11 protein-coding genes and 1 other annotated feature are annotated in these 13,880 nt (G+C 45.5%); all 11 genes read right to left on the minus strand.

The window, feature by feature from the left end:
- Window positions 1-3 precede the first annotated feature (3 nt).
- Window positions 4-528, minus strand: coding sequence for an acetolactate synthase small subunit (ilvN, locus tag AC6CIB_RS10255; protein WP_044339131.1), 525 nt, complete (start codon window positions 526-528; stop codon window positions 4-6).
- Window positions 525-2,246 carry an acetolactate synthase large subunit gene (gene ilvB / locus AC6CIB_RS10260; RefSeq protein WP_498280255.1) on the minus strand — a complete coding sequence of 574 codons (1,722 nt, stop codon included), beginning with the start codon at window positions 2,244-2,246 and terminating at the stop codon, window positions 525-527. The genes ilvN and ilvB overlap by 4 nt, the downstream gene beginning before the upstream one ends.
- Window positions 2,247-2,490: 244 nt before the next feature.
- Window positions 2,491-2,750: a binding site (T-box leader), on the minus strand.
- Window positions 2,751-4,418 carry a dihydroxy-acid dehydratase gene (gene ilvD / locus AC6CIB_RS10265; protein WP_498280257.1) on the minus strand — a complete coding sequence of 556 codons (1,668 nt, stop codon included), beginning with the start codon at window positions 4,416-4,418 and terminating at the stop codon, window positions 2,751-2,753.
- Between the two features lie 15 nt (window positions 4,419-4,433).
- The gene (ilvE, locus tag AC6CIB_RS10270) at window positions 4,434-5,333 is read right to left on the minus strand and encodes a branched-chain-amino-acid transaminase (protein ID WP_498280259.1); all 900 of its coding nucleotides are present in this window, start codon (window positions 5,331-5,333) and stop codon (window positions 4,434-4,436) included.
- 703 nt (window positions 5,334-6,036) lie between these two features.
- Window positions 6,037-7,182: a homogentisate 1,2-dioxygenase gene (locus AC6CIB_RS10275; protein WP_498280261.1), complete on the minus strand. Its 1,146-nt coding sequence runs from the start codon at window positions 7,180-7,182 to the stop codon at window positions 6,037-6,039.
- Window positions 7,130-8,113, minus strand: coding sequence for a fumarylacetoacetate hydrolase family protein (locus tag AC6CIB_RS10280; RefSeq protein WP_498280263.1), 984 nt, complete (start codon window positions 8,111-8,113; stop codon window positions 7,130-7,132). Before AC6CIB_RS10280 ends, AC6CIB_RS10275 begins: the two co-directional genes overlap by 53 nt.
- Before the next feature lie 6 nt (window positions 8,114-8,119).
- Window positions 8,120-8,731, minus strand: a complete 612-nt coding sequence (locus AC6CIB_RS10285; protein WP_498280265.1) for a flavin reductase family protein — start codon at window positions 8,729-8,731, stop codon at window positions 8,120-8,122.
- Window positions 8,732-9,964 (minus strand): histidinol-phosphate transaminase, encoded by a 1,233-nt coding sequence (gene hisC, locus AC6CIB_RS10290; RefSeq protein ID WP_498280267.1) that lies wholly within the window; start codon window positions 9,962-9,964, stop codon window positions 8,732-8,734. It abuts the gene before it with no gap.
- Between the two features lie 64 nt (window positions 9,965-10,028).
- Window positions 10,029-11,144, minus strand: a complete 1,116-nt coding sequence (hppD, locus tag AC6CIB_RS10295) for a 4-hydroxyphenylpyruvate dioxygenase (RefSeq protein WP_482630959.1) — start codon at window positions 11,142-11,144, stop codon at window positions 10,029-10,031.
- Window positions 11,145-11,263: 119 nt separating this feature from the next.
- On the minus strand, window positions 11,264-12,691 hold the full coding sequence (gene lpdA, locus AC6CIB_RS10300) for a dihydrolipoyl dehydrogenase (protein WP_498280269.1): 1,428 nt from the start codon (window positions 12,689-12,691) through the stop codon (window positions 11,264-11,266).
- Window positions 12,692-13,873, minus strand: coding sequence for a dihydrolipoamide acetyltransferase family protein (locus AC6CIB_RS10305; RefSeq protein ID WP_498280271.1), 1,182 nt, complete (start codon window positions 13,871-13,873; stop codon window positions 12,692-12,694).
- Window positions 13,874-13,880 lie beyond the last annotated feature (7 nt).

The raw sequence follows: 13,880 nt of genomic DNA on the forward strand, positions 1-13,880 counted from the left end.
CTTCTAATTCACGATTGAATACTGTTTTAAATCCGTTACCGATTTACCATTTCCCCTTGCGAATGCCGTGATGCCTGTTCGGGCAATTTCTTTGATTCCGTATGGTCTTAACAGATCGATGATGGCTTCAATTTTGGATGTTTCGCCTGTTACCTGGACGGTTACGCTGTCCCTTGCCACATCAATGATGGCGGCCCTGAAAGGTTCTACGATTCCATTGATTTCAGATCGGGTCTGCCCTGTACTTAACACCTTGATGAGTGCCAGTTCCCTTGCAACTACGCCTTGATCCGTGATGTCGGAGACCTTGAGGACATCAATTTGTTTATGAAGCTGTTTTAAGAGCTGTTCAATTTTGCGATCGTCTTCAACATTGACGACAAAAGTCATTCTCGAAATCCCTTCGACTTCTGTGTAGCCTACTGAAATGCTTTCGATGTTGAACTGACGCTTTGTAAACAATCCGGTCACCCGATTCAAGACACCGCTCCGGTTATGAACAAGAGCCGTTACAATCCGTTTCCTCATGGTTTCACTCCTAACATTTCGTGTAATCCTTTTCCTGGAGCCACCATCGGGTAGACATTTTCCTTAGGATTCACCCAGCAATCGATGAGTACCGGTTCATCACTTGTTAATGCTTCTTTTAAAACAGAATCCACGTCTTCCTGGGTTTTCACTTGATGTCCTTTGATTCCGTATGATTCGGCCAGTTTCACAAAGTCAGGCTGCATAGCGAAAACCGACTGTGAGTATCTTTCTTCAAAGAATGTCTCCTGCCACTGTCTCACCATTCCGAGGGTACCGTTATTGAGAAGCACCACTTTAACAGGAAGGTTCAACTCTTTTAGCAGCACCAGCTCTTGAAGAGTCATCTGGAATCCGCCATCGCCTACAAAAGCAACCACTGTACTTGAAGGGTTCGCTAACTGAGCCCCGATCGCTGCCGGAAATCCGAATCCCATCGTGCCAAGGCCGCCGGAAGTGACCCAATTATTCGGCTTTTTAAAAGAGTAATACTGTGCCGCCCACATTTGATGCTGCCCCACGTCTGTTGTGACAACCGCTTCCCCGTTTGTCATTTCATACACCTGTTCGATGAGGCGTTGAGGTGAAAGAACATCGTGGGCCTGGTTATACCAGAAAGGATATTCCCTTTTGTATGACTTGAGATGATGATGCCAGGCATCGAAATCAGGCTTCTCTTCCGCATGTTGAAGGAGTTTTTCCAGTGCCTGTTTGGCATCGGCTACGATCGGGATCTGCGTTTTGACGTTCTTCCCGATCTCAGCGGGATCGATGTCTATATGGACCACCTTGGCCCGTGGTGCAAAGGTAGCGAGATTCCCTGTCAGCCTGTCGTCAAATCGAGCACCAATATTGATAAGTAAGTCACATTCGTGGAGGGCCATATTGCTTGCATAACACCCATGCATCCCCGCCATGCCGAGAAACAACGGGTGATCTGCCGGAAATCCACCTAAACCTAAGAGGGTGTGAATCACCGGGATGTCATATTGTTCTGCGAAAGTCTTCAGTTCCTCCGTTGCTTTTCCGTGAAGGACTCCTGCTCCAGCTAAGATGACCGGCTGCCTGGATACCTTGATGGCTTCCACCAGTTTCTTGATTTGGAGTGGATTGGGATAGAAGTTAGGCTGGTACCCCGGTAAGTCCATTTCCACATCGTTTACCGGATAAGCTTGCTGCAGTGTCAAGTCTTTCGGAATGTCGACAAGTACTGGTCCGGGCCTGCCCGTTGATGCGATATGAAAGGCTTCCTTCACAATCCTCGGTAAATCTTTAATATCACGCACCTGATAATTATGTTTGGTGATCGGTATCGTAATCCCGACTACGTCCGCTTCCTGGAAAGCATCGGTTCCGATGACCCCTGAAGCCACCTGCCCGGTAAAAATAACAAGAGGCAGTGAATCCATCATGGCATCGGCAATCCCTGTTACTAAATTCGTTGCTCCCGGTCCTGACGTGGCAATGACCACACCCGGTCTCCCTGATACACGGGCATACCCTTCTGCCGCATGGATGGCTCCTTGCTCATGACGAGCGAGAACGTGCTTGATCGGGGCTTTGTATAGAGCATCGTAAATCGGCAAGACCGCTCCTCCAGGGTACCCAAACAGAATCTCAACCTTTTCCTCCTTCAAAGCTTTCATGAGCATATCAGCACCGTTGACGTTTTCTGTTAGTGTCTGTGAAGCCGGTTCTGCCTCTACCTTCGCTCTCATTGCCTATCTCCTCCTTAATCTGAAATGCGCAGGCGGCTTGGTCAGGCCCGACAAGCATAAGGCAAGGACGCTTTAAAAGGCTCTTTGCCTTTTTGACGAGATTGACTTATGACCTCGAGGGACTAGCCGCCGGGACTCTACACCATAATTTCAGTTAACAATTTTCCTACCAATCAAATGTACTTAATGAGCTCTTTCCCAAACAAAAAAGACCTTTCCACCCACTACGACAGAGTTCATCTTTCGCAGGGGCGAAAAGGTCTTCATCCTTTCCACGGTACCACCCTAATTCAGAGACAACGGATATCATCTCCCTTTGCAGACTGATTGGTTTCACCAGCCTTTGTTTTTGTAACGAGTATCATCTACTCGATCGTTCCTACTTTTAGAGGTTCAGAACGATACTCAGAGGGGATGTCGGTATTGGATGTATTACTGGTTTGCAGCACCACCAGCTCTCTGAAAATACGATTTCCAATCCTTTTACCTCTTCAACGCTTTACTCTATTCCGTTTTCAAAATTCCACCTGTACTGGCTGACGTGACAAGCTTGGCATATCTTGCTAAGTAACCTTTTCTGATCTTTGGTGGGGGCTGTACCCACTCCTTTTGCCTGAACTGAAGTTCTGTTTCTGAAACCATGAGGGAAATCGTTCGATTCGTCAGATCAATGAAGATGGGATCTCCATTTTCAACCACACCGATCGGTCCTCCTTCGGCAGCTTCCGGTGAGACATGACCGATTGAAATGCCCCGGGATGCTCCTGAAAATCGACCGTCTGTCATAAGTGCGACTTTCTTTTCAAGGCCCCTTCCTGCAATGGCTGCCGTCGGTGCCAGCATCTCCGGCATTCCCGGACCACCCTTTGGCCCTTCATACCGGATCACCACTACATGCCCTTCTTTCACCTCTCCACTTTCGATGCCGGCAAGTGCGTCATCCTGAGATTCGTATACAATCGCTTCACCCATGAAGGTTTTAATGGATGGGTCGACTGCTCCGACTTTGATGACTCCACCGTTTGGAGCGATATTTCCAAAGAGGATGGATAATCCTCCGACAGGACTGTGGGCGTTTTCCCTGCGACGGATGACATCGTCATTTTGAATATGAGCATCCTTCACATTTTCATAAAGAGACTTCCCTGTAATGGTGATGCGATCTTTGTGTACAGCTTCCATTTCACATAGCTCTTTAATGATGGCGCTGACCCCTCCAGCGTTATGGACGTCCTGCATGGAGTAATCTGAGGCCGGGCTTATTTTAGATAAATAGGGAACTCGTTCAGCGACTTTATTGATCCGGTTGATGTCATAATCGATTTCTGCTTCATTGGCAATGGCCAATGTGTGCAGGACGGTATTGGTAGAACCTCCCATGGCCATGTCTAACGCGAAGGCATCATCGATGGTGTCTTCCGTTATGATGTCTCTTGGTTTAATATCCTTTTTCACCATTTCCACTAAATATTTGGCTGCATCCTTGATTAACTGATGCCGCTCTTCCGATGTGGCAACAATCGTGCCATTTCCCGGAGGAGCCATTCCAAGCATTTCCATCAGGGAATTCATGGAGTTTGCTGTGAACATTCCTGAGCATGATCCGCATGTCGGACACGCATTGGCTTCAATATCAAGAAGTTGTTCCGCCGTCATCCTTCCTGACTGATGGGCACCGACCCCTTCGAAAACGGATACGAGTGATAATGGTTTCCCTTCACTGGAAACCCCCGCTTCCATCGGCCCTCCCGATACGAAAACCGATGGGACGTTTGTTCGAACCGCTGACATGAGCATTCCCGGTGTGATCTTGTCACAGTTCGGAATGTAGAACACTCCGTCGAACCAGTGAGCGTTGATGACGGTTTCTGCTGAGTCGGCAATCAGTTCCCGGCTTGGCAATGAGTACCTCATCCCGATATGTCCCATGGCGATCCCATCATCCACACCGATTGTGTTGAATTCGAATGGAATCCCGCCGGCTTCCCGGATCGCTTCTTTTACCACTTGGGCAAATCCGTTTAAATGCATATGACCGGGAATGATATCGATGTATGAGTTGCACACCCCGATAAATGGTTTTTCCATGTCTTCGAGCTTGACTCCCGTCGCATATAGTAAACTGCGGTGGGGAGCCCGGTCGATTCCTTTCTTGATCATGTCACTTCTCACGTCATCACCTCCAACTTAGCCAACTTGAGCATTCTGTTTGTAAGCTTTTCTTCCATCCTGCGTGACAGTGTTTCTGAACTCCTGCAATAATTGGGTTGTATACTTTCCAGGTTTTCCTTCACCGATTACACGTCCGTCAACCTTTACAACGGCAATGACTTCGGCGGCTGTCCCTGTTAAGAACACTTCATCCGCTGTATACACATCATGACGGGTGAAGACTTCTTCCTTCATCTCGAATCCTAATTTCCCGGCAATCTCGATGATGGCATTACGGGTGATTCCTTCAAGGGCCCCTACATATCCGGGAGGCGTGAGGATCTTTCCTTTTTTGACAATGAAGATATTGTCTGCGGATCCCTCTGCTACATATCCTTGATCGTTCAACATTAATGCTTCGCTTACACCAGCGAGGTTCGCTTCGATTTTAACGAGAATGTTATTTAAGTAGTTTAAGGATTTAACCTTTGGTGAAAGAACATCTGCACGATTTCGACGGCTGGCCACCGTAACGATATCGATACCCGTTTCGTATAAGCTCTTAGGGAATAGGGCTAATTGTTCTGCAATGACAATGATTTGTGGCTTCCTACAAGAAAATGGATCCAATCCCAGGTTTCCAACACCTCTAGAAATGACCACTCGTATATAGGCATTCTCGAGTTGATTCTTTTTCAATGTATCAACGATAATGTCACACATTTCTTCTTTCGACACTTCGATATGCAACATGATGGATTTTGCTGAGTCATAAAGGCGATCAACATGCTCTTCCAGACGGAACACATTCCCATCATACATTCGAATCCCTTCGAACACTCCATCTCCATATAGAAAACCATGGTCGTACACAGATACAACTGCGTCTTCCTTTTTTACGTATTGTCCGTCTAAGTAGATCCATTGTTCGTTCATGTTAATCATTCCTTTCCTGGTTGAAGTTTATTTGATTATTCGGAATTTTATTTTTGCAACGAAAGACCGTTGACTTGGAGCTCATTCGTACAGCCGGCTTGATTCGGTATTCCTGCTGTTTACTGCTGGCTCAGATTTTTTTATTGAGGACAATATTACTCCCGTTTTTAAGGAAGGTCAACAGGCTTTTTATAAATTATTTGACTATTTAGATTAATCTGATTATAAGTAAACGCTTACATCTTTGTCCTTATAGAGTTTGTCGGGAGAAAAATTTTTTTGAAATTTTTTTATTTAATGGGGGAATGACGCTTCAGTTCTGGTGGGGATCTCTTTTGAAAATTTTTCGACAAAATCCTCTGAGAATGGGGTTTCGGGGAGTTTGTCCCTGTGTGTATATGACTGATAGATTCTCACTGATTATTCATAAATGAGAATTCACCTCTCTATTAAATAGAAAGAATGAATTTTTATTAACCTGAAAAACGAGCAGCAAAAAGAAACGGATTCCATACAACTCCTTCTAATCTTTTATTCCGTCATACTTTTCAACCTAGGATTTTTAGTCCACTTTCTCTACTATCATGAATAATCTTCCGTGAAGAAATATATTCTCCCAAAATGGAATTGACTCTTTTTTATACTTTATACAAATAAAAAAATCAATCCAAGCAACCAGATGGTCTTTGGATTGATTCTTCTTTTATACCCATGTAAACATATAATTCGGATCTTCGACATCCTTTGCTTTTTTAACGATCTTCAACGGTTTGAAGGTATCGATCATCACGGCTAGCTCGAGGGTTTCTTTTTTCCCGATACTGGCTTCTGTCGTTCCTGGATGAGGACCGTGTGGAATCCCGCTCGGGTGGAGGGTAATCGAACCTTCTTTGATTCCCTTTCTGCTCATGAAGTTTCCTTCAACATAGTACAGCAGCTCATCACTGTTCACGTTGCTGTGATTATAAGGAGCCGGAATCGATTCCGGATGGTAGTCGTATAATCTTGGAACAAATGAGCAGACAACGAAGTTATGCCCTTCAAACGTTTGATGAACAGGAGGCGGCTGATGCACGCGTCCTGTAATCGGCTCAAAATCCTCAATGTTGAACACCCAAGGATACAGGTAGCCATCCCAGCCGACGACGTCCAGTGGATGATGATTTAACACATGGGAATGAAGCCCTCCCCTTGATTTGGTGATTACTTCGAATTCGCCCTCTTCATTCATGGTTGCAAGCTTCTCAGGTCCTCGTAGATCCCGTTCACAAAAAGGACTGTGCTCTAGTAACTGTCCGTACTCATTGCGATAACGGCGAGGGGTGGTAATCTGACTGAAGGACTCGACGATCAGCATCTTCGTCTCTTCTTCAGGAACGACACGGTAGATGGTCCCGATTGGGATCACCACATAATCCCCTTTTCCATAGGAGATCGTTCCGAACAACGTCTCCACCTTTCCTTTACCATAATGGATATAAAGCATTTCATCTCCATCACCATTTCGGTAAAAGCTTGTCATCTCTTCTGTGACATAGGCGGTTCCAATCAATAGATCCGAATTACCAAGTAAATACTCACGGCTCTTTAAGGCACAGCCTTTTTTCTCGAGTCTGTCTGTAAAGAAATGTCGATGACGTAGTGCACCCTCTTCCTCAAACTCCGGCATATAACTCCCTAAATATTCGGTTTTTGCCACAGCCGTCGGCAAATGATGATGATACAGAATCGACTGTGTTCCCGAGAATCCCTTCGTCCCCATGACCTGCTCTCTATAAAGCGTGCCATCGTCCTTTTTAAACATGGTGTGACGTTTGTGAGGTATTTTCCCCAGTTGACGATAGTACATGGTTTTCCTCCTCTCTTCTGCTTACAATTGTATTACGCAGAACACCTAATCCCGAAATTTCTAATTCCACTACGTCCCCCGGCTTCAACCAAGGATGCGTCTCAGGACCCAGCTCTAAAATGCATCCGGTTCCTACAGTCCCGGATCCAATTACCTCACCGGGATACAGGGTGACGTCTTTGGAGGCACGCTCGATCATGTCTGCAAATGTATAATGAATATCCTGATAATTCCCCTCGGATAAGAGTTTCCCATTCACCTTCCCCGTCATAGGCAGGTCAAAACGGTCTCCTTTTCTATAGGTCTCCAGTTCATCTTTCGTCACTAAATAAGGACCGAAAGAAGTGGCAAAGTCCTTTCCTTTTGCTGGACCAAGCCCTACTTTCATCTCATGCTTCTGGATGTCTCTAGCACTCCAGTCGTTCATGATGAAATAACCATAAATATAGTCTTCCGCGTTGTCTTTTGAAATGTTTTTTCCTTCTTTGCCAATCACGCAGGCGATTTCCAATTCATAATCCAGCCACTCACAGTCAGCCGGCTTTTCAATGTGATCGAGAGGACCCTTTACTGCCAAATGATTGGTGAAATAGAAGACGGGGATGTCATACCATTCCGGCACAACATCCAGTCCCCTCCGTTTACGGGCCGTTTTCACATGCTCTTCAAACGCATAGAAATCCCGGATGCTGACAGGCCTTGGAATTGGTGAATACAGGGTGACATCACGTAATGAATGCACTCCCTTGTCTTTTTCCGACAAGGTACCGAGCTCCTTCATCCTTTTCATGCCTTCTTCTCCAAGATCGATAATTGATAACATGTCTTTAGGGAGCGACCCATTGCTTACAGCATGGATGTCCACTATAAGATCATCCTGAACAATCCCTGCCCTTACTTCTCCTTCTTTTAAAAAACTAACCAGCTTCACGTAACATCACCTTTTTCGAATCAATTCAAATGAATCGGATAATGGTTTGGTGTACATCTGACCGGCAAGTCTTCCCACCGGCTTGAGTTTCTTTGAATCTATTTTTCCGTCGTAATAGAGTTCATCATCGATTCTCACACATTCTACCTTCCCGATGACAAGGCTCCCTGCACCAGGTTGATCTCCGAAGTGAAGAACCTCATGAAGAACGCATTCCAATTGCACCTTGCTTTCAGATACGCCTGGAGGTTTTACCGTAATGGACTCTTTCTTCGTCAGACCGACTTGCTCGAATTCATCAATTGTCGATTCAAATTCAATGGCACAGTTATTCATTTCCTCCACAAACTCTTCACTTACGATATTGATGACGAATTCCTTCGTTTTCTCGATATTTTCTAGGGTATCCTTTTTGCTGCCATCCTTCCCTCTTCTCATGGGGGAGAAGCAGACCAGCATAGGCTCTGCAGAAATCGCCGTAAAGAAGCTGTAAGGTGCCAGGTTCGCATTCCCATCTTCATCAAGGGATGAAACAAAGGCAATCGGCCTGGGCAAAATCGAGCCGATCATTAATTTATAGGCAGACTGCCACTCCAACGTCTGGGGTTTGATATCCATTTAGTTCACCCCTTCGTTTTGCAAAATGTCTTCCAGTGCTCCTACGAATCTCTTGTTATCGTCCTGTGTTCCAATCGTGACACGAACCGTGGTTGGATATCCAAGAAGAGTTCCTGAACGGACGACGAGCCCCCTTTTCACAAGTTCATATGAGACCGTGTCACCATTCATTCCCGTGTCGACCATGATAAAGTTCGATTGAGACGGGAAATAGGATATCCCCAGACGATCAAATTCACTTTCCAAATAATGACGCCCCTGCTCGTTCTTATGGGCACACTCCCTAATAAACGCTTGGTCTTCCAGGGCAATGATCGCTGACTTCTGGGCAACGGTATTCACATTGAAGACATCTTTCACTTTTCGAAGCTGTTCAGCTATTTCTTCATTCATGACACCGAACCCGACTCTTAAACCTGCCAGGCCATATATTTTTGAAAATGTTCTAAGAACGATCAGGTTTTCGAATGCTGACAGAAGAGGCAGGGTTTCTAGATAGTCATCGGTTGTAACGTACTCCATATAGGCTTCATCCACCACCACCAGGATGTGAGACGGTACGCTCCCGATAAAGTGCAGAAGTTCTTTCTTCCCGACAATGGTTCCGGTTGGGTTGTTGGGATTACACACAAAGATCAGCTTCGTTTTTGGAGTGATGTGGTCATGCATCCTCTGTAAGTCATGGGTACCGTTTACGAGAGGGACAATGACCGGAGTGCCTCCCTCTAGAAACACATTGGTTTGATATCTAGGAAACGTAACATCGGCCATAATGGCTTCGTCGCCAGCGCTCAAATATGCCCTCGTCAGCAGTCGGATCACTTCATCCGATCCATTCCCAAATACGAGCTGTTCTTTCGGAACCCCTAGAAACGCTGAAACCTTTTGACTAAGATCGACAACAGCTCCGTCCGGATACAAAAACAGGTCGCTCCCGTTTTCTTTAAACCATTTCTTCACTTTCGGGGAGCAGCCATATATATTTTCATTTTCTGAGAGCTTTCTGATTGAGGTCAGACCATGCTCCTTCTGTAAGTCGCCAATCGTCTTCCCCAGCGCATATGGAGCGATATGTGTGACCGCTTCTCTTGTTTTAAACTTTAATGTCATACATGAATCCTCGCCTTCCTCATGGATGAAGGGGGTCGACTCACGTGTTAGCTTATCTTCTCGTTCAAATATGGTACCTGCAATCTGTACGATATTATAAGTAGAAGCAGCTAATCTTTTCATGAGTTAACCCCCTGACCGGTCCTTTGACCCCCGTTATATATGCTCTATCTATCTATTTTTAATTTTATAGGTTTCCTCTGCGTTCCTGCTCGCGCTCGATGGATTCGAATAATGCTTTGAAGTTTCCTTCTCCGAATCCTCTTGCACCTTTACGTTGAATCACTTCAATGAATAGGGTTGGACGATCGACGATTGGCTTTGTGAATATTTGAAGCAGGTAGCCTTCGTCATCACGGTCTACTAGAATATTCAACTCTTTGATCTTGGAGATCTCTTCGTCGATTTCTCCTACACGCTCTGAAAGCATGTCGTAATAGGAGTCAGGCGTATTTAGGAACTCTACTCCATTCTCTTTCAAGATACCAACTGTCTTCACGATATCCTCGGTTAAAATGGCAATATGCTGCACCCCTGGACCACCGTAGAACTCAAGATATTCCTGAATTTGTGATTTGCGTTTTCCTTCAGCAGGCTCATTGATCGGGAATTTAATGCGACCTCCGTTATGCATAACCTTGGACATAAGGGCTGAGTATTCAGTTGTAATGTCTTCATTTGTGAAGTGGCGCATTTCCTTGAAGCCCATCACTTTTTCATAGTACTCTACCCACTCTTCCATGCTCTCCACGTTTCCAACTACGTGATCCACAGCGATGATACCGGCATCTTCATGTTTAAGAGCTGAATCATATTTTTCAAAACCTGGCATAAAGATCCCTTTATAATCTTTACGTTCCACAAGGGTATGAATCGTATCCCCGTATGTACCAATGATGGCTTTTTTCAATTTTCCATTATCATCTTCTAACGTGGAAGGGGGCATGATTTCAATTGCACCGCGGGATACTGCTCCAGTGTAAGCCTTTTCAACATCATCCACCACAAGGGCGATATCTTTAATGCCGTCTCCGTGATGCTTCACGAATTGGGACACTCGGCTGCCTTCGTGCAGGCTTCCCGTTATAACCAAGCGGACTTTGTTTTGTTGCAGTACATAGGATACTGTGTCACGATTTCCTGTTTCCAACCCTGAATAGGCAACGGTCTTAAAACCGAATGCTGTACAGAAGAAGTGAGCGGCCTGCTTTGCATTACCCGTATAGTACTCTAAAAAATCAACATCTCTTACCGGGAAGACATCTTCTACTTTAACCTGCTTTTTTGCTACATTCTCTTGCATCCTAATCCCTCCATTAAACGTTATTATATTCTGAATATTATATTAAATAGTTTTGTAGAACTTCTCAAGAGCGGCTAGTAAAGCTTAAACGCTTCTCTGTGTAAAAGCGTCTCCTCACTTTACCTGGCCAGCTCTTTTTTTCGGGGAGGCATATGCACGGCGTCTCCCTTTAATCCTTCGACCGCTTCGAGTAAACTTTCATTCATACTTGGATGGGGATAAAGTGGAAAACGAAAGTCCTCATCTCTCGCTGCCATCTCAAGGCCGAGCACACCTGATGTGATCAGCTCGGCTGCTCCCTTCCCCATCATATGAATACCAAGAATCAAATCCGTTTCACTGTCCGACACGACTTTCACGAATCCATCCTTTTCATCCGTCAGCTGAGCGTACCCGTTTCCTCTGACAGGGTTCTCACTCACTGTAACAGAATAACCTGCCCGTCTTGCTTCTTCCTCCGTCAACCCTGCACATGCAATAGGAGGACTCATCTGCACCACCATCGGCACAAACTGCAGATCTACTTCCACTTGAAGCCCAGCCATTGCCTCGGCGGCCGCCTTCCCCTGTTTAATCGCTTTGACTGCGAGGGACGGACCTTCCGTGACATCCCCGATCGCCCAAATATGCGGAATGGAGGTCCGTCCCTCCCGATCTGTCCAGATATAATCCTCCTCCGTTAATTTAACACGGAGTCGGTCAAGCCCGAGGTCTGATAGGTTCGGCTTAACTTTTCCACTTATGACAAAGTGAGAGCCTTCGATTGAAACGACATCCCCGTTCCCTTTGTCTATGTTCACTGTGACTTTTGCTTCAGCTTGACTCGCAGCTTGCAGCGTAGAATTCTTGATTACATTGACCTTCTGCTTTTTTAACTGTCTGAACAGTTCTTTTGATAGGGCAGAGTCAAATGGAAATTCCCCGTTCAAAATAAGGGTGACACGGCTTCCCAATATGGAGAAAATAGACGCGACCTCCAATGAAATATAATCGTTCCCATAAATGATCAGCTCCTCAGGGATTTCCTCGAGCTGAAAGATTTCTTTCTCTTTTAGGACACGATCCGAGTCAAATTCAATTCCATCTGGGTACTGAAACTCACCACCTGTCGCAACGATTGCCTGTTTGAAATTAAAAAGGGAAAACTCATGACCGTTTTCAACTCCAATACGGGATTCTGATAGGAAGGATGCCGAGCCCTTTACCATTTCAACCTTATTCGCTTTGCACAGTGATTCTACCCCTGTTCGGAGTTGGGTGATTTTTTTATTTTTATAGTATTGAAGAGAAGAAAGATTTGCTTCCACTTCACCAAACTCCATTCCCATTTCCTTCAGATGCTTAGTCTTTTTATATTCCTGGGCAAAATGGGTGAATACCTTTGACGGAATGCATCCTTTATTTAAACAGGTCCCGCCTACATCCTCCCGTTCAATCAACGTCACCTGTCTACCGAGGCTCGCGGCTCTGATGGCTGCGTGATAGCCCCCAGGACCTCCTCCGATGACGACAATGTCTTTATCTTCCGTAATCTCTCCTACTACCATTTACATCAACTCCAAAAGCATGGATTGAGGTTCTTCAATCAGATCCCGTAATCGATTCGTAAATTTCACGGCTGTCCCGCCATCTACCACTCTATGATCAAAGGACATCGAAACATTCATCATGGAACGGACGACAATTTCATCTTTTTCGTTCACCATCGGACGCTTCTTCGTTTTATGGAAGGCGACGAGGGCTACTTCAGGCTCATTAATGATCGGAGTGGCTCCAATCGATCCGTTCAGCGGTCCTACGTTACTGACCGTGAAGGTTCCTCCTTTGATATCCTTCATCGTTAACTTGCCTTCCTGTGCTTTAACGGTCAGTTCCTTCATTTCGCCGTGAATGTCCTTCATTGTTTTCCGTTCAACTTGTTTGATGACAGGGACGATCAGTCCTTCGTCTGTATCTACAGCGATTCCTATATTGTGATGGGACTGAAGATCGACACACTCCTCCTGTTCATTGAGACGGGCATTGAAGATCGGAAACTCTTTTAAACAGACAGAAATGACTTTGATAAAATAAGCTCCCATAGAAATGGATTGACCACTCGCTTTCATGGTATCTTTCCAGACTAATAGATTCGTAACGTCGACTTCTTCGAAATGGGTACAGTGCGGGATGATTCTGAGCGACTGTGACATTTTGGAAGCAATTTGTTTGCGTCTGCCCCGGAAAGGAATCGTTTTAGCGTCAGGTTCAGTCAGTGCTGCAGGGGCAACAGGTTTAGGTTCTTCAACCGCTTGCGCCGACTGACTTTCTCCATTCAGATAAAGGAAAATATCTTCATCAAGGATTCTCCCACCAGCTCCGGAACCAACCACTTCTTCTATATTGATACCCTTCTCCCTTGCTATTTTCCTCGTATACGGGGATGCAAGGATCCTTCTTTTCTTCAATACTTGAGTTGTTTGTGGAATGGAGCGCTCGCCTCCATACTCCATCACGTGTTCTTTTTCCATCAACAGAACCGTAGATCCCACCGGAATCGTTTCCCCTTCACTAACCGTAAACTCCTTGATCACACCTGAAAATGGTGCCGGGATCTCTGCCGTCATTTTATCTGTTTGTACCTCTACCAGTGGTTGATCCGCTCTCACGACATCCCCCACTTTTACGAGAAAGTGATTGATATTGGCTTCGGTCATTCCTTCCCCAATATCATGAAGCTTAACTTCCATGAACTCC

The organism is Rossellomorea sp. GQ25, assembly GCF_059758515.1.